A 23,176-nucleotide genomic window follows, 5' to 3' on the forward strand; every position below is an offset into this window, starting at 1 on the left:
TTCGTTGGTTTCGAGAGTACCCATGTCCGCTTCGCACGCCCTTACCGTTCGGGAGCGCCGGGAGTCCAAGGCCCTGGTCGTGACCCTCAGCGCCCTGCAGCTGGGCCTGGTCGTGCTGGCCTGGCTGCTGGCCCTGCTGCCGATCGCGGTCATGGCCCTGTGCGCGGGGCTGTTCTCGGCGGTGAAGCCGGCCGCCCGCAAGGCCGTGGCGGGCATCGTTCCCGCGAAATAGGCCTATCCACCTACACTCTTTCGGCCGTCATTCCCGCCCTTGTGGCGGGAACCCCTCTGTCCGCCGCAGGTGCGGATGGGTGGCGCGCCAGCGCGCCATTGTACTTCACGTGCCAGCTGAACCAGGGGTTCCCGCCACAAGGGCGGGAATGACGGAGTTTGGGGGAGGGCTGTGCGCTACCCCTCCAGCCCCGCCTCGATCCGGCTGACCACGCCGCCGGGTTCGAAGTCGATATGAGCCTCGCCCGACAGTTCCGCCGCCAGGCCCCGTTCGATCAGGCGCGAGCCGAAGCCGCGCCGGGTGGGGGCGCTGACCGGCGGGCCGCCGCTTTCGGTCCAGGTCAGGGACAGGCGCGGATGGCCGCCTTCCTTGACGGCGGGGGTCACGCTCCAGGCGATCTTCACCCGCCCGCCCAGCTTGGACAGGGCCCCGTACTTGACCGCGTTGGTGGCCAGCTCGTGCAGGGCCATCGACAGCGACAGGGCCATGCGCGGCGACAGCCGCACCGGCGGGCCGACGAACTGGAAGCGGCCCGAACCGCCGTGCAGGGCCTCCAGCCGGGCCAGCAGGTCCGACAGGTCGGCCCCCTCCCAGTTCTCGCGGGTCAGCAGGTCGTGGGCCTCGGCCAGGGCGACGATGCGGGCCGAGAACGCCTCCTGGGCCTGGGGCAGGGAGCGGGCGGCGTGGAAGGTCTGAGCGGCGATGGCCTGGATGGTGGCCAGCGAATTCTTCACCCGGTGGTTCAGCTCGTTGACCAGCAGCCGCAGGTGCAGCTCGGCCCGCTTGCGCTCGGTGATGTCGACCGTGGCGCCCACCACCCGGGCCGGGCGGCCGGCGTCGTCGAAGAAGCCGCGCCCCTTGGCCGAGATCCAGCGCTCGCGGCCGTCGTCGCGGCCGATCGTGCGGTACTCCACGTCGATGTCGGCGCGCAGCTTGGGGTTCATCGCCGCCAGCAGGGCCCGCCGGGTGGCCTCGCGGTCCTCCGGGTGCATGGCGTCGTAGAAGTCTTCCAGGGCGGCGTCGGTGTCGCTGATCATGCCGAACATGCCGTAGCCGCGCTCGGACCGGCGCAGGATGCCCGTCGTGACGTCATAGTCCCAGGTGCCCACATTGCCGGCGTCCAGGGCCAGGGCCATCGTCGCCTCGCGCAGCAGCTGGTCGGCGGCGGCCTGCTTGCGCTCGGTGACGTCCGACACCACCCCCACGAACCGCACGCAGACCCCGTCCTGGAAGAAGGCCTGGCCGAAGGTCTCCAGCCAGCGCACGGCGCCGTCATTGGCCCGGCGGATGCGGTATTCGCGGTTGAGGGTGTGGTCGCTGGCCGGGTCCATGGCCGTGCGGACCGCGTCCATCAGACCGGGCAGGTCGTCGCGATGGATCAGCCGCTCGAAGGCGTTGAGCGGGGTCTCGCTCGGCTCTTCGGGCAGGCCGTAGATCTGGCGGCAGCGAGGGTCCCAATAGCGCCCGCCGCCGACCGGATCGTGGTCCCAGCGGCCCAGGCCGGCGGCGTCGACGGCGATGCGCAGGTCAGCCTCGGTGGCCTCCAGGGCCGCCTCGATCCGCTTGCGCTCGGTGATGTCGACCATCACGCCGCGATGGCGCACGGCCCAGCCCTTGGCGTCGCGCTCGACCCGGCCCCGCGCCTGGACCCAGCGCACCGAGCCGTCGGTCTGGATCAGGCGGTACTCCTCCAGGAAGTCGCCGGTGGACTTCAGGGCGGTGCGGCCCGAGGCCAGCATGCGGGCGTGGTCGTCGGGATGGACGGCGGCCGAGATTTCCTTGAACGGCACGCCGTCGGCGGCCTGCTGGGGATCCAGGGCGTGGAAATGGGCGTAGCGCGGGTCTGCATAGACCTTGTCGGCCAGGATGTCCCAGTCCCAGGTGCCCACCCCGCTGGCCGCCTCCAGGGCCAGCTGATAGCGCTCCTCGCTGGCCCGCAGCGCCTTTTCGGCCCGCACCCGGCGGGTGGTCTCCGACAGCACGATCAGCACCCCGCCCACGCCCGACGGGGCGGTGGGATCGGGCAGGGGGGCCAGGCGGATGGTGAAGTAGCCCTCGGTGACCGAGCCGTCGGCATGGACGGTGGGCAGGTGCAGGTCCTCGATCAGGGCGCCGCCGCTGCGGCCGGCCAGGATTTCGCGCTCGGGCTGCTCGGCGTCGGCGGCCGAGGTGGGCGGGGCCTCGGAAAAGCTCTTGCCCAGGGCGCCGGGGTGGCGCGCGCCCAGCATGGGGCCATAGGCGTCGTTGTAGATCAGCACCAGGTCGCGACCCCAGCGCAGGGCCATGGGGAAGTCGCTGGCCACGATCATCTCGACCGCGAAGTTCAGGCCGTGCGACCAGGTCGAGCGCGGGCCCAGCGCCGTGGCGGCCCAGTCGAACGCCTCTATCCGCTCGCGCATGTCCTCGCGCGGCAGCTGGTTTATGGCGTGTCCCTGATCACGGGTGTCCACCATGCCCGTGTCCCTTCCCGACCGTACCGAACGGTCAAGGTGCAGCAGACCTCATAGAAAGCGGGGTTTCAAGCCGCGCCGGAGTCGCATGGGAGTCCCACCCATGAAAAACGGCCGCTCCCGCCCCGAGGGCGAAAACGGCCGTCTTTTCATTCAGTTGCTGTCGGCTACCCGACGCAAGGCGGTGTTAGTCGATCGGGTTCCAGCGCTGGTCGGCGGCGCCGTTGGCCCGCTTGGGACCACGGAAATCGCCACCCGACTTGGCCGCGCCCTGGGCTTGGCCCTGGCCGCCGCCGCCGTTGCGACCACGGTTGTCGTTGCGGCCCTGGCCGCCCGGCTTGCCCTGGCCCTGACCACCACCGTGGCCTTGACCCTGGGCCTTCTGGCCGCCGCCCTTGTTGGGACGGTTGCGCTGGCGGCGCAGTTCCGAGGGGACGTTGTTGCGCGGGTCGGCGCGGCGCGGATCGACGTACTTCTCCGGCGGCGCCAGCTTGTCGGCGACAGCGGCGGCCGCGGCCAGGCCCTTGTCGTTGCGACGGTCGAAGGACGGGATCTTCTGGCGGGTGGCCTTCTCGATGTCCTTCAGCAGCGGACGCTCGTCATCGGCGCAGAAGCTGATGGCCACGCCGTCCTTGCCCTTGCGGGCGGTGCGGCCGATCCGGTGGACATAGGCCTCCGGCACGTTGGGCAGCTCGTAGTTGAACACGTGGCTGATGTCGTTGACGTCGATGCCGCGCGCGGCGATGTCGGTGGCGATCAGGGCCTTGACCTCGCCGGCCTTGAAGGCCGCCAGGGCCCGCTCGCGCTGGCCTTGGGTCTTGTCGCCGTGGATCGAGGCGCTCTCGATGCCGCTGGCGGTCAGGTACTTGGCCACGCGGTCGGCGCCGCGCTTGGTGCGGGTGAAGACGATGGCGCGCTCGACGCTGCGGTCGGCCAGCAGTTCGGCCAGCAGGGGACGCTTGCGCTGGGCCTCGATGAAGATCAGCGACTGGTCGATGCGCTCGACCGTGGTGGCCTGCGGGGTGATCGACACCTGGGCCGGGTTCTTCAGCAGCTCGCCGGCCAGCTTGCCGATTTCGCTGGGCATGGTGGCCGAGAAGAACAGGTTCTGGCGTTCCTTGGGCAGTTGCGACGCGATCTTGCGGATCGGCACCACGAAGCCCAGGTCCAGCATCTGGTCGGCCTCGTCGAGCACGAAGATCTCGACGCCGTTCAGGTGAGCAGACTTTTCGCCCAGGTGGTCCATCAGGCGGCCCGGGGTGGCCACGACCACGTCGACGCCGGCCGCCAGGGCCTTCATCTGCGGGCCGTACTTCACGCCGCCGAAGATGGTGGCGACGGTCAGGCCGAGGTGCGCGCCATAGGCCTTGAAGTTGTCGGCGATCTGGGTCGCCAGCTCGCGGGTCGGCGACAGCACCAGGCAGCGGAAGCCGCGACGCGGGGCCGGACGGCGGTCCTCGGCCAGGCGGTGCAGGATCGGCAGGGCGAAGGCGGCGGTCTTGCCGGTGCCGGTCTGGGCGATACCCAGCAGGTCGCGGCCCGACATCACGGTCGGGATGGCTTGCGCCTGGATCGGGGTGGGCTGGGTGTAGCCCTTGTCGGCCAGCGCCTTGAGAAGCGGTTTGGCGAGGCCGAGGTCGGAGAATTGAGTCACAGAGTGTCTTTCATCAGCCACGAGACGGCGCATGCGGTCCTCGCACGGCTCGCCTGGCGGCGGGTCGGTGGGGAGCGCCCCGCGTGACACGGGCGGTCTGATGAGAAGCTTTCGGTGCGCTCGACAGGCTGGACCCAGATGGGTCCCTCACGCGGCTGGAGCGCCGATAACGCCAGATGGCGTGAGGCCTAGATCGTTTATTGCAGGTGCGAAGTCAAGAGCGGGCAAGGATTTGGCGGTTTTGACGCGGGAAGGGGCATGGTCGCGTCGGCCCGGCCGGGGCGCATCCTTCTCCCCTTGCGGGAGAAGGTGTCGGCGAAACCGACGGATGAGGGGGCGATGAAAGAGGCCGCTGCGTACGGCGGTTGAGAGGTCGGCGCGACCCCTCATCCGACCTCCTTCGGAGGCCACCTTCTCCCGCAAGGGGAGAAGGAAGCGCTCGGTCAGGTCCTAGAACGGCAGGTTGTACAGCTTGGTCGCGTTGGTCTGGAGGACCTTCTTGCGCACCTCGTGGTCGTAGCCGCCCAGGGTTTCCATGACGTGGTCCTGGACGCCGGGATACAGCGACGTCGGGTGCGGGAAGTCGGTCTCGAACATCACCTTGTCGACGCCGATGGTCTCGAGCAGCAGCTTGGGACCGATCTTCTCGAACCAGTAGGTGCACCAGAAGTGGTCCTTGAAATATTCCCACGGGCGGCGCGTCAGGATCTTGGACTTGGCCGGCAGCATCTCGTTGAACTGGTGCTCCATCGCCTCGATGGCGAAGGGCACCCAGCCCATGCCGCTTTCGATCAGGCCGATCTTCAGCTTGGGGTGACGATCCAGGCGCCCCGAGACCATCCAGTTGCCCAGGGTCGCGGCGTTGCCGATCGAGAACATGGTGGCCACCACCGACAGGGTCTGTTCGAAGGCGAAGCCTTCCCAGGTCAGGGTGTTGGGGTCGATGGCCGCGTTGAGGTGGAAGTTGATCGGCGCGCCGGCGTCCTCGAACATCTCCAGCACCGGGGTCCAGTAGTCGTGCAGGAACGACGGCAGGCCCAGGCGCTCAGGCGTGTCGGGCAGGACAAAGCCCTTCAGGTCCATGTCGATGCAGCGACGGGCCTCGGCCTCCATGGCCGCCTTGTCCCACAGGGGCAGGTGGGCCATCGTGAACAGGCGCTGGCCGGACTCCCGCTGCCGTTCGGCGGCGGCGTCGTTGTACATCTGGATGATGGAGACGGCCAATTCGTTGTCGCCCAGCGACATCAGCGAGCCGGCCTGGGTGACGCCCGAGTTCTGGAAGCAGATCTGGGCATAGACGCCCATATCGTCCATGGCCTGCAGGCGTTCCTTGGTCTCGATGGCGCCCGGGTGACCCTCTTCCAGGGTCGGGAAGGCCAGGCGGCCCAGCAGCTTGTTGTTGTCCTTGCGGATCACGTTGCCGCCGAACGAGCCGAAGTCGCGGTCGCCCACGAACCACTTGTCCACGCCGTTGACGTTGCGGCGATAGGGGACCTTGTCCTTGAACCTGGCCGGGGCGCGCGAGGTGAACAGGTCGGGCGCTTCGGTGATGTGGGTGTCGGTGTCGACGATCTTGATGCCGGCCAGGTCGGGGTGCAGGCCGCCCGACTGGGTGGCGTAGTCGACGTCGCGGATCACGCCGCCGGGGGTGTAGCCCTCGGCGCTCCAGTACTTCCGCGCGGACTGGGCGAGTTCGCTGCTGTTGTCGTCGGCCATCGTCGTTTCCTTCCCTCGGCGCCGGTCGCTTCGCCCCTGAAGGGCCAGGCCAGTCGCGCCGTTTTCGTGTTTCGAGAGGCGTGCTCTCGACGCTCGACATCGGACTCCGCGCCCGCCGCGAGGGCAAAGCAAGCGATGATCGGCCGGTCGGCCAACTGATCGCCTCGGCGCTGCGTCCGGCGCCGAGCGTCGATTAAGACGCCCGTTCAGACCCGTATTCTGCGCGGCGCGGCGTTGACCGTCTCTCCGCTACCGGTCATATTTTGTGCAGCAGCGGCCAATCTGTGGCCCGGGAAATCCGATGCGCGACGTCCTGCATTCCCCGATCGTCGATCCGGCCTCGCGGCCGCGCGCCGGGGCGATCCCGCAGGACGACTACGACCTCTCCACCCCCTGGCACAGCCACGACATGCACCAGCTGCAGTACGTGTTCAGCGGCAAGATCGAGGTCGAGGACGAGCACGCCAGCTACCTCCTGACCCGCACCCTGGCCGCCTGGATCCCGGCCGGGGTGGCCCACACCACCAGCCTGCACAAGGTGCGCTCGGGCTCGGTGCTGTTCGCCCCCGACATGATCCCCGACGCCGGCGACCGGGTGCGGATCATCCAGGTCTCGCCCCTGATGCGCGAGATGGTGGTGGGCGCCATGCGCTGGCCGCTGAAGAACGCGCAGGACACGACCGGCCAGGCCTATTTCGCGGCCCTGGCCCAGCTGTGCGGCGAGTGGATCAAGGAAGAGACGCCGCTGCGCCTGCCCACCACCCGCGACGCCAAGCTGGCGGCGGCGGCGGCCCATACCTGCCGGCATCTGAGGGACGGCGACATCGCCGGCGCCTGCGCGGCCGGCGGCCTGTCGGAACGCACCCTGCGTCGGCGGTTCCGCGCGGTGTTCGGCATGAACTGGGACGAGTACCGCCGCCGCGCCCGCCTGATCGCCGGCGCGGCCTTGCTCAATGAAGGCCGCCTGCCCATCGGCGGCGTGGCGGCCGAGGTCGGCTTCGAAAGCCAGAGCGCCTTCGCGCGGGCGTTCAAGCAACTGACGGGGAAGAGTCCGCGCGAGTTCCGGGCGGGTTAGGGGTGCTGTTCGCCATCCTCTCAACCGTCATTCCCGCCCTTGTGGCGGGAACCCCTGGTTCAGCTTGCACGTGAAGCGCTTTGGCGCGCTGGCGCGCCACCCTCCTGCACTTGCGGCGGATAGAGAGGTTCCCGCCACGAGGGCGGGAATGACGATCAGATTGGGTATTGAGGAGGAAAGCTTACTCCACCCCCTCGAAGAACCGCTCCACCTGGGCGGCCCAGCCGTAGCTGGCGCTGTTGAGCTGGTCGCGGTCGTAGGCGGGGATTTCCTTGAAGCGGTCCTTGGTCACGTCGGCCACATAGGCCTCGGCGTCGTCGCTCCAGGTCAGCACGCGCCAGGGCAGGGGGCGGTACTTGCCGCCGGCCGCGAACAGGCCCGCGGGCTCGACCACCACATAGCGGCCGATGCCGGCGTCCCGGTCGATGAAGATCTCGCGGATCTCGCCCAGCTTGTGGCCGCCGGCGTCGTGGACCTTGGTGCCGATGATGGCGGCGCTTTTCACCAGGCGGTCGTCGAGGCTCATCGGGGGCTCCTTGGGGCTGCGTTGCGAAACAAACGCCGCCGCGCGCCGGATCGATCCACCCAGGGCTGTTGCCAAGCGGGCCGACGCACCGGACTAAATGCCGCATGACCACGCCAGCGCCCAAACCCACAGTCCTCGTCGCCGCCGCCGCCCTGATCGATGTCGACGGCCGCGTGCTGATCTGCCAGCGCCCCGAGGGCAAGTCCTTGGCCGGCCTATGGGAATTCCCGGGCGGCAAGGTCGAGCCCGGCGAGACGCCCGAGCAGTGCCTGATCCGCGAACTGGACGAGGAGCTGGGCATCAAGGTCGCGCAAGCCTGCCTCGCGCCGTTCGTTTTTGCATCCCACGGTTACGAGTCCTTTCACCTCCTGATGCCACTCTACCTGCTGCGGCGCTGGGAGGGCCTGGTGACCGCCAAGGAGCACAAGGCGCTGAAATGGGTGAAGCCGGACCAGCTCGCGGACTATCCGATGCCGCCCGCCGACCTGCCGCTGATCGCCTGGCTGCGCGATCTGCTCTGAGCCGGTTCTGGCGTGACGAGAGCGGCGCCACGGCCATCGAATACGGCCTGATCATCGCCCTGATCGCCCTGGTCCTGGTGGGCATCATGACCACCCTGCAGGGCAGCATGAAGACCAGCTTCCAGAAGATCGTCACCACGCTGAACACCAGCAACGCCCAGAACTGATCAAAACCCTCCAAATTTTATAAGGCCGTCATCCCGGGCCTTGTGCCCGGGACCCCTCTGTCCGCCGCAGGGGCAGTAGGGGCGGATCGCCGGCGATCCGCTGGCGTCTCACGTGGAAGCTGAACCAGGGGTCCCGGGCACAAGGCCCGGGAGGACGGAGGTTTGGGTTTTCTGGCCCGACCTAACCCAGCGCTTCCGGGATCAGCGCCAGGTTCTGGTAGGCCGCCAGGCCCCATTGCGCCGCGCCGTTGGTCGAGACCGTCGGCGCCTCGTTCACCGCTTCCAGCACCGCCGGCGGCTCGATGCGCTTGAGGCCCGTGCGCAGGTCCAGGCTCTCGATGGTCCCGGCGCCGGCGAACTCGCGCCAGGCGCGGCGGGCCAGGGCGGGGTCCTTCAGGCGGTTGGCGGCATAGGCGGTCAGGCGCGAGTGGGCCTGGCGCAGGCTGGCGTCCTTGCCCACGGCGGTGACCGGCAGGCCCAGATGGGCGGCCAGCTCGGCGCGGGGGGCGTTGTAGTACTGGCAGTACTCGATCCAGGCGGCCTCGTAGCGCTTGGCGTTGACCAGCGGCAGCAGCTCCGAATGGATCTCCACCGCCCCGAACACGGCGTTCAGGTGCGAGATCGAGACCTTGGTCCCGCCGCCCACGAACTTGCCGGTCTTCAGGTCGTACGAGGCCCCGCCGGCGAACCAGCGCATCGGCAGGGCGGCGATGCCGTTCATGCCGTTCAGGATGCGGTCGCGCCAGCGGACGTCGCCGGTGCGCTCCCACTCGGTCAGCCAAGCGGCCAGGAACGAGCTCCAGGTAGTGCCGAAGCCCACCTCCAGCGTTCCGGGCGGCGGAGCCGGGCCGTCGCCCTCGCCCAACTTGCGGCTGATGTCCACGCGGGTCAGGGTCTCGTCCGAGCCGACCAGGTCGCGCATCAGGTCGCCCACCCGCTCGTCGGCGGTCAGGTAGTAGTAGATGCGGCGATAGGCGGCGTTCGACACCCGGGGCTGCTTGGAGCTGTCGGACCAGTGCTGCACCCCGTGCCGGGTGCCGAAGCCGCGATACTGGCCCAGGTGGTAGACGTCCACTTCCCCGGTATGCCGGGTCATGGCCTCGGCCATGCGGAAGACGTCGGCCCGGCCCGTGCGCAGGAAGCCGTACCAGAGCCACAGGTCCGTCGAGAGCTCGGAATTGTCCCAGGCGAACCCGCCGACGTCGTACTTCCAGACGTGCCGGTCGAAGTCGTAGCTGTGCATGACGTCGCCGAAGTTCCAGAAGCCGTACCAGCCGCGCTGGTCCACCTCGGCCAGGTAGAAGTCGATCAGGGCCTTGGCGCGGTCCTCAATGGCGGCGCGGGCGGGGGTGGAGCGGTCGGGCAGGCTCCAGTCGCCGAACACCCCGGCCGCGTGCAGCCGCTCGGGGGCGCACATCAGGCGAGGGGTGTTGCGCACCTGCTCGGTCATGGCCGCGAAGCGCTCGCGGGCGGGAGTGGCGTCCAGGGCCCACAGGGTCAGCTCGCTGGTGCGGGCCACGCCGTAGGGGCGGCCCCAGCCCTTTTCGTAGTCCTCGTAGGTGATCTCCAGGCCGCGCGTCTCGTCGGCGTGGGTCTCCATGCCCATGCCGTCGTGGAAGGCGCGCAGGTCCATGGGCGGGGCGTCGGGCGACCACAGCCAGGTGGTCAGCTGGGCCGCCTCGCCGGCCGCGCCCCGGATGTCGATCTGGTTGGGTCCGGCCTGCCAGAAGTGGGAAAGGCCCAGGGCGACCCCGCCGCTGGGCCCGCCCACATAGGCCAGGCCCCCGGCGCGATGGCCCGAGGCGGCGTGGATCCAGGCATGACCCGGCGCGGTGCGCTTGCGGATCTCGAACCCGTCCGGCGTGGGTTGGACCAGGGTGACGTCGTTCCAGGCCGGGACCAGGTCCAGCCGGTCGCGTACGGCGGGGGCCATCTGGTCCAGCGGCGGCACGGCTCGCCCGGCGATCTGGGCCTCGCGGAAGGCCGCGCCGGGGTCGCGGCGCAGGCCCGTCAGGGTGCGCACCGCCTCGCCCCAGACGCCCGCGCCCTCGCCGGCCAGGCGGATGTGGCGGTCGTACAGCGGCCCCGACATCGGGACGACGGCCCGCACGCCCAGGCCCGCGATGAAGTCTTTCGTCTCGTCGCCGTCCTGGATGAAGGTGTGCATCATCCGCAGCGACGGACTGCCGGCGCTGAAATAGAGCCGCACGGTGAAGGGCAGCCAGGACCGCCCGTTGCCGCTGTGGCGGCCTTCCAGCTTGATGACCGCGCGCACGGGTCCGGACTGTTCGACGGTCACGGCCGACAATTCGCTGACGAAGCTCTCCCGCTTGGCCGAGCCGGCCTCGCCCAGGTCCGGCTGGTCCTGGCGCAGGGCCACCAGGGTGACGTCCTTCAGCACCTCGCGGCCGTTGCTGGCAGCCGAGGCGATCAGGGCGGCGCCCTTGCGGGGAATCCGCCAGGTCACCGGGCCGTTGACCACCTCGATGGCCTCGGCCGTCTCGCGGACCAAGACCGGGGCGGCGGGCGCCGTGGGACGTCCGGGGGCGATGGCCAGGCGCTCGGGGCCGCCGTCCTGGGCGGGCACGGCGTGGGCGGTCCATTTCAGCGAACCGTCCGGCCAATAGGCCAGGGGCCAGGTCTGCAGGGGCACGGCCGCGCCGTCGGGGGCGGTGGCGGCGAAGGTCTGGGTGCGGTGGTGCAGACCCTGGGGCCACGGCGCGCCCCAGGTGACGCCCTCGTGCCGGGCCGGCGCCTTGCCGTCGATCCAGGCGGCCTCGGTGCGGAGGGCGGCGGGCTTGGCCGAGGCCAGGCCCGGCGCGGCGGCGCCGGCGGCGCTCGCGGCGGCCAGCAGGGCGCGACGCGTCAGGCGAGGGTGGAGGCCTTCGGTGGTCATGTTTCCATCCCTCGTGTGCGCTCAGGGGCGCGGCTCTGCGGCTGTTGAGAGTGATCCTATAATGTGGGTTTCAATCCCACAATTCGAAAATACCTAAGCGCCCGTCATTCCCGCCCTTGTGGCGGGAACCCCTGGCTCAGCTGGCACGTGAAGAGCTTTGGCGCGCTAGCGCGCCACCCCTCCGCACTTGCGGCGGATAGAGGGGTTCCCGCCACGAGGGCGGGAATGACGACTGAAAGGAAAAGCCCTACCCGCCGGCCTTGTCGCCCGCCGGCTGCTCGACCGTGCCCAGCGCATCGGCCAGCCGCATCTTGGCCGAACCCGGGCGCAGGGGCTTCTGCTGGGTCTCGTGCGGGGCCCAGCCGGTGACGGTGATGATCTCGAACGTGGCCGGCACCCGGCCGTCGGGCTCGGCGAAGCGTTCCTGATAGATCTCCAGCGCCCGCAGCAGCACCTTGCGGCTCAGGGGCTTGCGCGAACGGTCGATCAGCACGCTGGTCTCGCCCATGGCCCGCAGGTCCTTGAGCAGGGCGATGGGGTGGGCGTAGCGCACCTTGACCCGGTCCTTGTCGGCCACGGGCAGGGCGAAGCCGGCGCGTTGCAGCAGGCCCGCCGCATCGACCGTATCGGCGAACGGCGAGACGCGCGGGAAGGCCCCGCCGGTGATCTCGTCCTCGGCGGCCAGCAGGGCCTGGCGCAGCTCGGTCAGGGTGGCCCCGCCGAACAGGGCGCCGACGAAGAGGCCGTCGGGACGCAGGGCGCGGCGGACCTGGATCAGGGCCCCGACCAGGTCGTTGGTCCAGTGCAGGGCCAGGGTCGAGACGGCCAGGTCGATGGTCTCGTCGCCGAACGGCAGCCGTTCCTCGTCGGCCGCGACCCGTGCGCCGCAGCGACCGGCGAGCATCCGCGCCGACAGGTCGGTCTCGATCAGCAGGCCGATCTTGGCGCGCGCGTCGCTGTTCTCCAGCGCCCGCGAGAAAGCGCCGTTTCGGCTTCCGAGATCGACCGCGACCGGAAACTCCCGCAGGATCGCCTCCAGGCGCATCACCGCGTCCTCGGCCGCGCGGGCTTTCAGAAAGCCGGCGGTGTCGAAACCGGGCGCGGCGCGGTCGAGGCGGGCGCGCAGCAGGGCGCGGTCGAAGAGCAGGGGGGCGGTCGTCATGTGGGCGCAAGATGGGCTTTCTCGCGCCCCATGGAAAGCTTTGGGGAAACCTCCCGCTCGCGTGACGGCGTTCGCCCGAGGGGCGCTGGACCTGATCCTGCCGCCGCGGGCCTTCGACGGCGGGGCGGCCCTGACCTCGGGTCTGTCGGCGGAAGCCTGGAGCCGCATCACCTTCCTGGACGGTCCGGTCTGCGACGGCTGCGGCGCGCCGTTCGCCTTCGACGCCGGCGAGCCGCGCTGCGCCTTGTGCCAAGCGAGGCCCCGCGCCTTTGCACGAGCGCGCGCGGCCTGCCTCTACGACGAGCATTCGCGCGACCTGATCCTGAAGCTCAAGCACGCCGACCGCACGGATCTCTCGGGCCTGTTCGCCAAGTGGCTGTCGCGCTCGGCGGCCGATCTGCTGGAGGAAGCCGAGGCGGTGGTCCCCGTGCCGATGCACCCGTCGCGCCTGTTCAAGCGGCGCTACAACCAGGCCGCCGAGATCGCCCGCCCGCTGTGCGCCCTCAGCGGTCGCGCCTATCTGCCCGACGCCCTGGTGCGCCGGCGCGACACCGACAGCCAGGGCGGCAAGTCGGCCACGGGCCGCCGTCGCAACGTCGCCGCCGCCTTCGCCGTGCCCGAACGGCGTCGCCACCGGGTGATCGGCCGAAAGCTGCTGCTGGTCGACGACGTCCTGACCACCGGCGCCACCGCCGAGGGCTGCGCCCGGGCGTTGTTGGCCGCCGGCGCGGCGCAAGTGACCCTCGCGGTCGTCGCGCGCGTTACAGAAATGCAAGCCCGTCCTATATGAGGACGGATACGGATTCTGTTACGGATCAATCATGGCCAAGGTCACCATCTACACCCGTCCCTTCTGCGGCTACTGCGCCCGCGCGCTGAAGCTGCTCAACGACAAGGGCGCCGACTTCACCGAGATCGAGGCGGGCATGGATCCCAAGCTGCGCCAGGAGATGATGGACCGCTCCGGCCGCGCCACCTTCCCGCAGATCTTCGTGGGCGAGCAGCACATCGGCGGCTGCGACGACATGATGGCCCTGGAGCGCGAGGGCAAGCTCGACCCGCTTCTGGCCGCATGACGATCCGTGTCGGCCTGATCCAGACCCGCACGCCCGCCACGCACGAGGCGGCGCTGGCGCATGTGGCGCCGCTGGTGCGCGAGGCGGCGGGGCAGGGGGCGCGGTTCATCCTGACGCCGGAATGCACCAATGTCCTGCAGAAGGACCGCGAGAAGCTGCTGCCCAACCTGGTCTCGCTGGACGACGACCTGGTGGTGCGCGGCCTGCGCGACCTGGCCCGCGAGCTGGACGTCTGGATCGATGTCGGCTCGGCCCTGGTGCGGCGCGAGGACGGCCCAAATGGCGGTGGAGCCGCCAACCGCCAGGCGGTGATCGACCCCACCGGCGCGATCGTCGCCACCTACGACAAGCTGCACATGTTCGACGTGCAGCTGCCGACCGGCGAGACGGCGCGGGAATCGGCCACCTATACGCCCGGCGACAAGGCCACGGTGGTGGAGACGCCCCTGGCCAGCTTCGGCCTGACCATCTGCTACGACATGCGCTTTCCGGCCCTGCACCGGGCCCTGGCCCTGGGCGGCGCCCAGGTGCTGACCGCGCCCGCCGCCTTCACCCGCCCGACGGGCGAGGCGCACTGGGACATCCTGCTGCGCGCCCGGGCCATCGAGACCGGCTCGTTCGTGATCGCCGCCGCCCAGGGCGGCTTCCACGAGGACGGCCGGGGCACCTGGGGCCGCTCCATCGCCATCGGCCCCTGGGGCGAGGTGATCGGCAAGCTTGACCACGACGAGCCGGGCGTGTTGATCGCCGACCTCGACCTCGCGGCCGTCGACAAGGCCCGCGCGGCGATCCCGGTCCTCCAGAACGCCCGTGGCTTCACGGGTCCGTAGTCCCCATATCTCTCAAATGATCAAGTACGCGCTCACCTGCGACCACGACCACGCCTTCGAGGGCTGGTTCGGCTCGTCGTCCGACTATGACGACCAGGCGGCGCGTGGGCTGCTGGACTGCCCGGTCTGCGGCTCCAAGGGCGTGCGCAAGCAGATCATGTCTCCCGCCGTGGCCGGGACCAAGGCGCAGAAGTCCGCGCCGGCCATGGACCCGAAGATGCGCGAGATGATGATGACCGCCATGGGCGAGGTGCGCCGCAAGGTCGAAGAGAACTTCGACTATGTGGGCGACAGCTTCGCCAAGGAGGCGCGCGACATCCACGACGGCAAGTCCGAAGACCGCGGCATCTACGGCGAGGCCACGCCGACGGAGGTCAAGGCCCTGGTCGAGGACGGCATCAAGGTCGCGCCCCTGCCGCCGGCGCCGCCGAAGAAGACGGACGTGAACTGAGGGTGGCAATCGCTCCGGTCGCTACCGGAGCTTACCAAGCTAACATCGGCTATGGGTGGGTGCGGACCTCGTGCAGGTGGAATACGTGCCCAGCGCGGCCTCAGGCCTGGGGCGCCGTGCCGTCCTGTTCGTCGCCGGCCACCGCCTGCCGGTAGTCCTCGGCCAGCGACCGGATCATCGACGGACGCTTCTCGGTCCCGAACGTCTCGCGGATGACGGCCTCCTGCGAGCGGTCGCTCGCCCCCACGAAGCTAGAGGCATAGCGGACCACCGCCGAATTATGCTTGGCGATCAGATCGCCGTGCGGGATCGCGCGGATCCGGTCCCCGACCGCTTCGGCCTTCACCGCGACGAACAGCTTTCTGGGCGCGATCGGGAGGGTCATGTAGCCCCGCTCGGAGAAGATGCCGACATCGGAGGTCATCAGGGCCGCATCGGAGATCAGGAACTCAGGCCCCTCGACCGTCTCGATCACGAACCAGGTCAGGTTGTTCATGGTGAGCCCATGCTTGGGGTCGTCGCTTAGCCGCCGCAGGATGGTCATCGCGGCATTCTCGACGAAGTCGGGACCGAGTTGCTCGATCGCCGCCTGGAGGCTCTCGGGATAGCCTTCCTTGCGGCGCTCTTGATACTGCGCCTCGAGCGGCTCGTCGCGCGCCTTCAAGATATGGCCCATCGCCTCCTTGTAGTACGCTAGCCCGTCGGGCGTGCGGAACCACAGTGACATGATGAACCGGCTCCAGGCGCTCCGGTCCTTCTGCGGCATGCCCTCGATCTTTCCGGCAAGCAACAGCTGGTGCGCCTCGGCCGCGAGCGAGTCGAGCGGCGACATGAAATGCTGCTCTACCTGCTGGGCCTTCTCCGGCGGCAACCCCGGGGTCTCGTACAGGAATTCCTCATATCCGATCTCGGCGGGCGAGGCCGCCTTGACCGCGATCTTGCCGGGAATCGGCTGCATGAAGCGCCACAGCTTGCCCGCATTCACCGCCCATTCGCGGAGTAGGAACTGCGGGATGTAGTGGTGCTTGCGCGGCGGGTTGGGGACCGTGCCCTTGGCCGGCCCGGCGGCGGCCGGTGCTGCATCGTCCATGCTCATCCCCCAGGCCCCCTGCTATTTGAACGCATACTCGCGAATGCCGCCGAAGTCGCCCTGGTCGGCGAAGTGCTACGCCAGCTCCCTGAAAGTATCGGATCGCTGATCCTCTAAGCAGGCCCATCGGGCTTCCGCTGAGGGTCGTGAGCCGACCTTTGCGCCCACGAAAAAGGGGACGGTTTCCCGTCCCCTCATCCGACCTGCCTAGAGCAGCCGCCTAGTAGCGGCGATACTCGTAGTGGCAGTTCTTCTTCTTCGAGTTCTTCTTGGCGATCTGGTTGCCGGCGACCGCGCCGACGACGCCGCCCAGCACCGCGCCTTCGGTCTTGGCGCCGTTGCCGGCGACCACGGCGCCGAGCGTGCCGCCCGTCAGGCCGCCGATCACGGTGCCCTTGTTGCGGGCGCTCTTGGTGCTCTTGCAGACCCAGACCTTGTGGGTGCGGGTCTGGGCTTCGGCGGCGGTGACCGCCACGGTGGAGGCCGTGAAGCCGAGAGCGACGACGACGGCGAGAGTCTTGAGTTGGGCGCGCATGGCGAGCTCCGTTTCTGTTGAATGTCCCTGAGCGCATTGAACGCTCAAGCTGGAATTGGGTTCGATCAGTGTCGGCTTTCCGACCTGAACCGGGGATGAAACGGCGGCCGACCCCGCCGTTCATCCCCGTTCAGTCGTTAGCCCTGCACGCGATAGCGGCCCTCGCTGTCGGGGCAGACGCGCACGTAGCGGGTCTCGGTGCGGCCGTTGTAGTCGGTGTCGGCCGGGGCCAGGCGGCAGCGCTTGGAGTAGTTGTCGTAGACGGCGCTGGAGCTGGCGCGATAGCGGCTGCTTTCGCGATAGGGCACGGTGTCGTCATAGGCCCAGTACTGGCCGCTGGCGTCGCACTTGCTCTTGGCCGAGGCGTTGCCGATGCTGGCGCCGACGCCGGCCCCGACCAGGGCGCCCAGCACCGTGCCTTCCGGCTTGGCGTTGCGGGCGGCGATGTTCGAGCCGGCCACGGCGCCGACCAGGGCCCCGATCACGCCGCCGGCGGTGGCGTTCTTCCTGGCGTCGATGCGGCACGGCTCGCTGTAGGAGACGTCGTCGCCATAGCTGCCGGCATAGGGCGCGCCGTAGCGGGTGGCGCGGTCCGGATAGCGGCGGTCGTACGAGCCGTAGCCGTAGCGGCGGTCATAGTCGGCGCGGGCCCGCTCATAGTCGGCCCGGTCGCGCTCGTACTGCGCCTGCTGGCTCAGATAGTCGCTGTTGGACGAGGTGTAGACCTCGCCGGTGGTGCTGAAGCGCCGGGCCTGGTCGGGATAGCGGCGGTCGTACGAGCCGTAGCCGTTGCGGCGGTCGTAGTCGGCGCGGGTGTCCAGATAGACCTGGCGGTCGTGCGCGTAGAGGTTCTGCTCGCCGTAGTACGAGGCGCTGGTGGGATAGGTCGCGCTCTCGAAGCGGGTGGCGTATTCCGGATAGCGGCGGTCATAGGCGCCGAAGCCGTAGCGGCGGTCGTAGTCGGCCTTGGCCCGCAGGTACTTGGACCGGTCGGCCTCGTAGGCCTTCTGCTGGGCGCGATAGTCGGCCGAGCGTTCGTCATAGGCGGCGCGCTGGTCGCTGTAGGTCTGCAGGCGCTTCTGATAGGCGGCGTCCGAAGACGACGATTGGGCGAAAGCGGGCGCGACGGCGCCCAGGGCCACGGCCGAAGCCATCAGCCACGCGGTGGTCTTGGAAGTCATGATAGCGTTCTCCGTTCCGACGAACGGATCGACGTTTCGGCCCCCGAAACGAGTCGCCAATCCTTGCTGGGATGTCCCTGGCCAATAAAGGCGCGGCGGCGGCGCAGGTTCCGTCAGGCGGCGGTGGCGGGCAGCGCGCTGACGATGTCGGTGCGGGAGAAATCATCGCCCTTGTAGAGCAGGACGCCGTCGCCATGGGTTTTGGCCAGGGCGTAGGCGAAGCAGTCGCCCATGTTCAGAATGTTGCGTCCGAACCGAAGGCGGGCCTCGATGGCGATCCGGGTTTGCTCGGCGTCGATGGGGGTGATCTCTAGGTTCAGATCGTCCAGAAGGCTTTCGGCTTCGGCGCGGCCCGCTTCGTCCTTGAGTTCGACGGTCCGAATGTGGGTCTCCCATACGTTTATCGGGGAGATCAGGCCTCCATTCGCCTCAATAAGCGCTTGGAGAAATCGTTCCCATCCAGGCTCGCGCAGCAGAATGGTCACCAGGGCCGACGCATCGACCACCATCATTTCGGGAAGCCGTCCTCATCGTAGAGGTCGGCGTCCGTCAGGATTTCGCCGGTCCGAGGCAGCGCCCAGAACCGCTCAAGGGTTTCCATGACCCTGGCGCGTCGCTCTTCCAGAGAAGCGGCACGGTGCGCACGTTCTCGCTCAAGCGTTTCCTGCACAGCCGCCTCGACCGTTTCGGTCAGCCCCGCACCGCGCAGACGGGCCAGTTCGCGGATATTTTCCACGGCCTGGGCTTTGCGGATCTGGATGGGGCTGGGCTTCGTCATGACGATATAAAATCTATCATGATCGGCGGGCCGCGTCTTCCTCAGTCCTTCGTCGCCGTCATCATGTAGTTGATGTCGACGTCGGCCGAGCGGCTCCAGCGGCCGCTCAGGGGGTTGTAGGCCACGCCGAACGGGCCGTGGACGTCCACCGGTTCGCCGGCCAGGAAGGCGCGCAGTTCGTCGGGTTTCAGGAACTGCTTCCAGTCGTGGGTGCCGGGCGGCACCCAGCGCAGCACGTATTCGGCGCCGATCTTGGCAAGGGCCAGGGCTTTGAGCGTGCGGTTCAGGGTGGCCACGATCATCAGGCCGCCCGGGGCCAGCAGCCGCGAGCAGGTGCGCAGGAACTCGCCCGGATCGGCCACGTGCTCGATGACCTCCATGGTCAGCACCACGTCGAACGGCCCCGCGCCCTCGGCCAGCAGCTGCTCGGCGGTGGCGGGCCGGTAGCCGATCTCCAGCCCCTGTTCCGACGCATGGGCCGCGGCGGTCTTGATGTTGTTCTCCGAGGCGTCCACGGCCGTGACCGTGAAACCCAGCCGCGCCATCGGCTCGCTCAGCAGGCCGCCGCCGCAGCCGATGTCGAGCAGCGACAGCCCCTCGAACGGCGTGCGCGCATTGCCGTCGCGGTCGAACCGCGCCAGGGCCTGCTCCCGAATGAAGCCCAGCCGGCAGGGATTGAACACGTGCAGCGGGGCGAACTTGCCGTGCGGGTCCCACCATTCGGCGGCGATGGCCGAGAACCGCGCCACGTCGGCGGGATCGATGCTCCAGGAAGGCGGGGCGGGCGCGTCGGCGGGCTGGCTCATGGTCCTCATGTAGCAATGACATGGCATGCGGCACAGGGCGCGACGTCGCACGCGACGAAAAAGACACCGCCACGACATTGCCGTTGCGCCCGAGCGCCGCTAGAAGACCGCGGCTTGCGCGCCCGGCGGGGTTCCGCCGCTCGCGGCGCAAGAATTGACCTTAGGTTTTTCAGGGGTAAGGCGTTGTCACGTCTGGTGATGAAGTTCGGCGGCACCTCGGTGGCCGATCTGGAGCGCATCCGCCGGGTCGCGCGCCTGGTCGCCGCCGAAGTGGCGACGGGCAAGCAGGTGGCGGTGGTCGTCTCGGCCATGTCGGGCAAGACCAACGAGTTGGTGGCCTGGACCGACGGCTGCGGCCGCGCGGCCGAGGGCCTGGCGGAATCGGACGCCGAATATGACGCCGTCGTCGCCTCGGGCGAACAGGTCACGGCCGGCCTGCTGGCCATGACCCTGCGCAACATGGGCCACGACGCCCGCTCGTTCCTGGGCTGGCAGGTGCCGATCCTGACCGACGACGCCCACGGCCGCGCCCGCATCGAGGACATCCCGCCGGCCAATCTGGAGGCCTGTTTCGCGGCCGGCCAGATCGCCGTGATCGCCGGTTTCCAGGGCGTGACCTCCGACCAGCGCATCACCACCCTGGGCCGGGGCGGCTCGGACACCAGCGCCGTGGCCATCGCCGCGGCGGTCAAGGGCGACTGCGACATCTATACCGACGTCGACGGCGTCTACACGACCGATCCCCGCATCGAGAAGAAGGCCTGCAAGCTGGCTAAGATCTCGTACGAGGAAATGCTGGAAATGGCCTCGCTGGGGGCCAAGGTGCTGCAGACCCGCTCGGTCGAGATGGCCATGGCCCATCGCGTCCCGCTGCGGGTGCTGTCGAGTTTCGTCGAACCCGGGGAAGCGCCCGGACAAGGTACGATCGTCTGCGACGAGGAAGAAATCATGGAAAAGCGCATCGTCTCGGGCGTCGCCTATAGCCGCGACGAGGCCAAGATCACCCTGCTGGGCCTGCCCGACCATCCGGGCGTGTCCTCGCAGATCTTCGGTCGCCTGGCCGACGCCAACGTCAATGTCGACATGATCGTCCAGTCGCGGGCCCGCACGGCCGAGACCGCCAACATGGAGTTCACGGTCGGCAAGCGCGACGCCGTCCGCGCCGTCGAGATCGTCCGCGCCGCCCAGAAGGAGATCGGCTTCGAGGACGTGGCGATCAACGAGGACGTGGCCAAGGTGTCGGTGATCGGCGTGGGCATGCGCAGCCACGCGGGCGTCGCCCAATCGATGTTCCAGGCCCTGGCCGAGAAGAACATCAACATCCAGGTCATCTCGACCTCGGAGATCAAGATCTCGGTCCTGATCGACGCGGCCTACACCGAACTGGCCGTCCGCGCCCTGCACGCGGCGTATGGGCTGGACCAGCTGTAGAACCCCCTCAGTCGCTCCGCGACAGCTCCCCCTGAGGGGGAGTATCTGGGCGCCCGATAAGTCCTCCCCCTTTGGGGGAGGTGGCCCGGAGGGCCGGAGGGGGTGTTCGCGCGTTAGGAAAACGTCGCGTTCTGACGTTATGGAGGGACACGAATCCTCCCAGGAGCCCCCATGTCGGTCTTCCATTTCGATCCCGAGAAGAAGTCCGTCACCTTCGAGGGCGAGGCGGGGCTGGAGCTGCTCTACGACCTCTTGCTGCGCGCCAAGTTCGGCGACGGCTATGAAAAGCCCCTGCTGATCAGCCCCTGGCTGGCCTCGCTGCTGCGCAAGCTGGACCGGGCCTTGCCCGACGACGGCCAGTGGTTCCCCGAGCAGCCTGGCCGGCCGGTCTTCGACGAGGACGACCTTTTGGCCATGGGCGACGCGGTCATCGAGGAAGGCCACACCGTCGGCTGGTGGACCATGACCGAACCGGAAAAGCGCGCCTATCTGCGCGAGGTGATCGCCGCCCCCCATCCCCTGACCGACGCCGAGGTCGACTTCATCGAGCGCGACATCGAGGGCGCGGTCGAGCAGGCCAAGCAACTGGTCGAGGCCATCAACGCGCCCCTGGCCCTGCCCGGACACGGCTGATCGGGTTAGGATCGCGGCCATGGCCCACGCCCTGACCGCCCCCGCCGAGCTTTCCTTCCGCCGCTACGGGACCGACGCGCCGCCGCACGTCCATGAGCACGACCAGATCGTGCTGCCGCGCCGGGGCGTGCTGGAGATGGAGATCGACGGCAAGGGCGGCCGGGTCGATCCGGGCCGGGCGGCGGTGGTCCCGCCGGGGGTGCGCCACGCCTTCGCCGCTTCGGGCGACAATCTCTTCGTGGTGGCCGACATCGGCGGGGCGCTGATGGCGCCGTTCGAGGCCCTGCGCGAGCGGCCGTTCGCGCCGGTGACCGGGGCGGTGCGCGGCCTGCTGGACTTCCTGGCCGGCGAAGGGCCCGGAGCCATCGATCCGGGCGTGGCGGCGCTGTGGACGCCCCTGCTGCTGCGGGGACTGTCGGCGGCGCCGGCTGGGGTGGATCCGCGCCTGGCCCGGGCCGTGGCCCTGATCGAGGCGCGCCACGCCGAGCCCCTGAGCGTGTCCGACCTGGCGGGGGAGGCGGGCATGAGCCAGAGCCGCTTCTTCGCCCGTTTCGCCGCCGCACTGGGCCGGAGCCCGCACGCCTATCTGGCCGAAACCCGGCTGCGCGCCGCCCAGCGCCTGCTGACCGACACGCGCCTGTCCATCGCCGAGATTGCCGTCCGCACCGGCCACGCCGACCAGAGCGCTCTGACCCGGGCGATGAAGGCGCGGCTGGGCGTGACCCCGGCGGCGTGGCGGAAGAGGCAGTAGCGAGGCGGAGGGACGCCCCCTCCGTCGGGCTTCGCCCGCCACCTCCCCCGTTTTACGGGGGAGGAGAGGGTTCGCATGGTCTCCTCCTCACCCGCATCGCGGGGGAGGTGGCGCGCGACGCAGTCGCGTGACGGAGGGGGCGTCAAACCCCCGAGAGCTTTCGCCAAAGCCGCGCGGCCCAAGCTCTGCTAACCCCACCGGATGACCCACCAGCAGCGTCTCGCGATCGGACTTCTGTGCGGCCTGATCGCCGGCGCCTTCTGGGGCGGGGTGTTCCTGGCCCCCAAGCTGCTGCACGCCTTCACCCCGCTGCAGATGACCGCCGGCCGCTACATCGCCTACGGCCTGGCCTCGGCCGTGCTGCTGGCGCCCAGCTGGCGGTCGGTGATGGGGCGGATGACGGGCAAGGACTGGCGCGACCTGGCCCTGCTGAGCTTGCTGGGCAACCTCGTCTACTATGTGGGCCTGGCCGTGGCGGTGCAGACGGCGGGCGTGGCCCTGGCCTCGCTGGTCATCGGCCTGTTGCCCGTGACCATCACCCTGGCCGGCGCCCGGCGAGGAGAGGGGACGCCCCTGCGCCGCCTGGCCGCGCCGCTGGCCCTGATCGTGGCCGGCGGGGTCTGCATCAATGTGGCGGTGTTCACGGCCCCGTCGGCGACGAGCCCGGCGCGGCTGGTGCTGGGCGTGCTGGGCGCGGTGCTGGCCCTGGCGGTCTGGACCGTCTACGCCGTCTGGAACGCCCGCCGCCTAGCCGCCACGCCGCGCTTCAACAGCCACGAATGGTCGCTGCTGACCGGGGTGGTCACGGGCCTGCTGTCGCTGCTGCTGGTGGTTCCGGCCTTCGGGGCGGGCGGTGCGGCGCACGCGTCCTCGGCCTGGGTCGGGTTCTGGGCGGTCAGCCTGGCCGTCGCCCTGGGCGCCTCGGTGATCGGCAACGGCCTGTGGAACGCCGCTAGCCGCCTCCTGCCGCTCAGCCTGTCGGGCCAACTGATCGTCTTCGAGACCCTATTCGCCCTGCTCTACGGCTTCCTGCACGAGGGGCGCTGGCCGCTGCCGCTGGAGGGCGCGGCCATCGTGCTGATGCTGGCCGGGGTGCTGTGGTCGGTCCACCTGCACCGGCCGCCCCAGGCCGCGCCGCAAACATGACTGTAACCTGAACACCGCCGTTCAGATCGGGTTCAAGGCGAGAATGAGACAAAGGCTTCAACAGCGCCG

24 protein-coding genes are annotated in these 23,176 nt (G+C 69.4%); 12 read left to right on the top strand and 12 right to left on the bottom strand.

The genetic code is table 11. The features are described from left to right. The first annotated feature begins 22 nt into the window (after positions 1 to 22). Positions 23 to 232: a hypothetical protein gene (locus AC07OA_RS22135; protein ID WP_494665988.1), complete on the top strand. Its 210-nt coding sequence runs from the start codon at positions 23 to 25 to the stop codon at positions 230 to 232. A gap of 176 nt (positions 233 to 408) precedes the next feature. Here AC07OA_RS22135 and AC07OA_RS22140 read toward each other — a convergent pair whose 3' ends face one another. The 3 genes from AC07OA_RS22140 to AC07OA_RS22150 all read right to left on the bottom strand — a co-directional run bounded on the left by AC07OA_RS22140 (position 409) and on the right by AC07OA_RS22150 (position 6,052). Then, entirely contained in the window at positions 409 to 2,685 is a 2,277-nt protein-coding gene (locus AC07OA_RS22140; protein WP_494665989.1) for a PAS domain-containing sensor histidine kinase, read from the bottom strand. Positions 2,686 to 2,869: 184 nt separating this feature from the next. Then, entirely contained in the window at positions 2,870 to 4,336 is a 1,467-nt protein-coding gene (locus tag AC07OA_RS22145; RefSeq protein ID WP_494665990.1) for a DEAD/DEAH box helicase, read from the bottom strand. A gap of 450 nt (positions 4,337 to 4,786) precedes the next feature. Then, positions 4,787 to 6,052: an amidohydrolase family protein gene (locus AC07OA_RS22150; protein WP_494665991.1), complete on the bottom strand. Its 1,266-nt coding sequence runs from the start codon at positions 6,050 to 6,052 to the stop codon at positions 4,787 to 4,789. Positions 6,053 to 6,353: 301 nt separating this feature from the next. On the opposite strand from AC07OA_RS22150, the gene AC07OA_RS22155 reads away from it, so the two are divergent. Beyond that, positions 6,354 to 7,127, top strand: a complete 774-nt coding sequence (locus AC07OA_RS22155) for an AraC family transcriptional regulator (protein ID WP_494665992.1) — start codon at positions 6,354 to 6,356, stop codon at positions 7,125 to 7,127. A gap of 181 nt (positions 7,128 to 7,308) precedes the next feature. Here AC07OA_RS22155 and AC07OA_RS22160 read toward each other — a convergent pair whose 3' ends face one another. Further along, the gene (locus AC07OA_RS22160; protein WP_494665993.1) at positions 7,309 to 7,653 is read right to left on the bottom strand and encodes a PRC-barrel domain-containing protein; all 345 of its coding nucleotides are present in this window, start codon (positions 7,651 to 7,653) and stop codon (positions 7,309 to 7,311) included. 104 nt (positions 7,654 to 7,757) lie between these two features. Between AC07OA_RS22160 and mutT the strand changes: the two genes are divergently transcribed. Both mutT and AC07OA_RS22170 read left to right on the top strand, forming a co-directional pair. Further along, positions 7,758 to 8,174: an 8-oxo-dGTP diphosphatase MutT gene (gene mutT, locus AC07OA_RS22165; RefSeq protein WP_494665994.1), complete on the top strand. Its 417-nt coding sequence runs from the start codon at positions 7,758 to 7,760 to the stop codon at positions 8,172 to 8,174. Further along, entirely contained in the window at positions 8,090 to 8,341 is a 252-nt protein-coding gene (locus AC07OA_RS22170) for a Flp family type IVb pilin (RefSeq protein WP_494665995.1), read from the top strand. The genes mutT and AC07OA_RS22170 overlap by 85 nt, the downstream gene beginning before the upstream one ends. Positions 8,342 to 8,522: 181 nt before the next feature. Here the strand turns inward: AC07OA_RS22170 and AC07OA_RS22175 are convergent, their stop codons facing one another. After that, positions 8,523 to 11,237 (bottom strand): exo-rhamnogalacturonan lyase family protein, encoded by a 2,715-nt coding sequence (locus tag AC07OA_RS22175; protein ID WP_494665996.1) that lies wholly within the window; start codon positions 11,235 to 11,237, stop codon positions 8,523 to 8,525. Between the two features lie 247 nt (positions 11,238 to 11,484). After that, positions 11,485 to 12,399, bottom strand: a complete 915-nt coding sequence (locus tag AC07OA_RS22180) for a methyltransferase domain-containing protein (RefSeq protein ID WP_494665997.1) — start codon at positions 12,397 to 12,399, stop codon at positions 11,485 to 11,487. Here AC07OA_RS22180 and AC07OA_RS22185 point away from each other — a divergent pair. The 4 genes from AC07OA_RS22185 to AC07OA_RS22200 are packed head-to-tail and all read left to right on the top strand — an operon-like array spanning position 12,398 to position 14,756. Beyond that, a complete protein-coding gene (locus tag AC07OA_RS22185; RefSeq protein ID WP_494665998.1) occupies positions 12,398 to 13,189 on the top strand; it encodes a ComF family protein in 792 nt (263 codons plus the stop codon). The two genes, AC07OA_RS22180 and AC07OA_RS22185, sit on opposite strands and share 2 nt — an antisense overlap. 31 nt (positions 13,190 to 13,220) lie before the next feature. After that, entirely contained in the window at positions 13,221 to 13,475 is a 255-nt protein-coding gene (grxC, locus tag AC07OA_RS22190; RefSeq protein ID WP_494665999.1) for a glutaredoxin 3, read from the top strand. Next, positions 13,472 to 14,305 carry a carbon-nitrogen hydrolase family protein gene (locus AC07OA_RS22195; RefSeq protein ID WP_494666000.1) on the top strand — a complete coding sequence of 278 codons (834 nt, stop codon included), beginning with the start codon at positions 13,472 to 13,474 and terminating at the stop codon, positions 14,303 to 14,305. Before grxC ends, AC07OA_RS22195 begins: the two co-directional genes overlap by 4 nt. A gap of 16 nt (positions 14,306 to 14,321) precedes the next feature. Next, positions 14,322 to 14,756 carry a DUF1178 family protein gene (locus tag AC07OA_RS22200; RefSeq protein WP_494666001.1) on the top strand — a complete coding sequence of 145 codons (435 nt, stop codon included), beginning with the start codon at positions 14,322 to 14,324 and terminating at the stop codon, positions 14,754 to 14,756. 100 nt (positions 14,757 to 14,856) lie between these two features. On the opposite strand, the gene AC07OA_RS22205 is transcribed toward AC07OA_RS22200, so the two are convergent. The 6 genes from AC07OA_RS22205 to ubiG all read right to left on the bottom strand — a co-directional run bounded on the left by AC07OA_RS22205 (position 14,857) and on the right by ubiG (position 19,146). Beyond that, on the bottom strand, positions 14,857 to 15,852 hold the full coding sequence (locus tag AC07OA_RS22205; RefSeq protein ID WP_494666002.1) for a DUF4238 domain-containing protein: 996 nt from the start codon (positions 15,850 to 15,852) through the stop codon (positions 14,857 to 14,859). Positions 15,853 to 16,066: 214 nt separating this feature from the next. After that, positions 16,067 to 16,381 carry a glycine zipper 2TM domain-containing protein gene (locus AC07OA_RS22210; protein WP_494666003.1) on the bottom strand — a complete coding sequence of 105 codons (315 nt, stop codon included), beginning with the start codon at positions 16,379 to 16,381 and terminating at the stop codon, positions 16,067 to 16,069. A 137-nt stretch (positions 16,382 to 16,518) separates the two neighbouring features. Further along, positions 16,519 to 17,562: a glycine zipper 2TM domain-containing protein gene (locus tag AC07OA_RS22215; protein WP_494666004.1), complete on the bottom strand. Its 1,044-nt coding sequence runs from the start codon at positions 17,560 to 17,562 to the stop codon at positions 16,519 to 16,521. 113 nt (positions 17,563 to 17,675) lie between these two features. Further along, positions 17,676 to 18,074, bottom strand: a complete 399-nt coding sequence (locus tag AC07OA_RS22220; RefSeq protein WP_494666005.1) for a type II toxin-antitoxin system VapC family toxin — start codon at positions 18,072 to 18,074, stop codon at positions 17,676 to 17,678. After that, a complete protein-coding gene (locus AC07OA_RS22225) occupies positions 18,071 to 18,340 on the bottom strand; it encodes a type II toxin-antitoxin system VapB family antitoxin (protein ID WP_494666006.1) in 270 nt (89 codons plus the stop codon). The genes AC07OA_RS22220 and AC07OA_RS22225 overlap by 4 nt, the downstream gene beginning before the upstream one ends. A 41-nt stretch (positions 18,341 to 18,381) precedes the next feature. Then, positions 18,382 to 19,146 (bottom strand): bifunctional 2-polyprenyl-6-hydroxyphenol methylase/3-demethylubiquinol 3-O-methyltransferase UbiG, encoded by a 765-nt coding sequence (gene ubiG, locus AC07OA_RS22230; RefSeq protein WP_494666007.1) that lies wholly within the window; start codon positions 19,144 to 19,146, stop codon positions 18,382 to 18,384. A gap of 183 nt (positions 19,147 to 19,329) precedes the next feature. Between ubiG and AC07OA_RS22235 the strand changes: the two genes are divergently transcribed. The 4 genes from AC07OA_RS22235 to AC07OA_RS22250 all read left to right on the top strand — a co-directional run bounded on the left by AC07OA_RS22235 (position 19,330) and on the right by AC07OA_RS22250 (position 23,107). Then, the gene (locus tag AC07OA_RS22235) at positions 19,330 to 20,577 is read left to right on the top strand and encodes an aspartate kinase (RefSeq protein WP_494666008.1); all 1,248 of its coding nucleotides are present in this window, start codon (positions 19,330 to 19,332) and stop codon (positions 20,575 to 20,577) included. A 171-nt stretch (positions 20,578 to 20,748) separates the two neighbouring features. After that, on the top strand, positions 20,749 to 21,210 hold the full coding sequence (locus AC07OA_RS22240) for a hypothetical protein (RefSeq protein ID WP_494666009.1): 462 nt from the start codon (positions 20,749 to 20,751) through the stop codon (positions 21,208 to 21,210). A gap of 19 nt (positions 21,211 to 21,229) precedes the next feature. Next, entirely contained in the window at positions 21,230 to 21,961 is a 732-nt protein-coding gene (locus AC07OA_RS22245) for a helix-turn-helix domain-containing protein (RefSeq protein WP_494666010.1), read from the top strand. Between the two features lie 201 nt (positions 21,962 to 22,162). After that, on the top strand, positions 22,163 to 23,107 hold the full coding sequence (locus AC07OA_RS22250) for a DMT family transporter (RefSeq protein WP_494666011.1): 945 nt from the start codon (positions 22,163 to 22,165) through the stop codon (positions 23,105 to 23,107). The last annotated feature ends 69 nt before the right edge of the window (positions 23,108 to 23,176 follow it).

Source organism: Caulobacter sp. GW821-FHT09B08 (assembly GCF_059418225.1).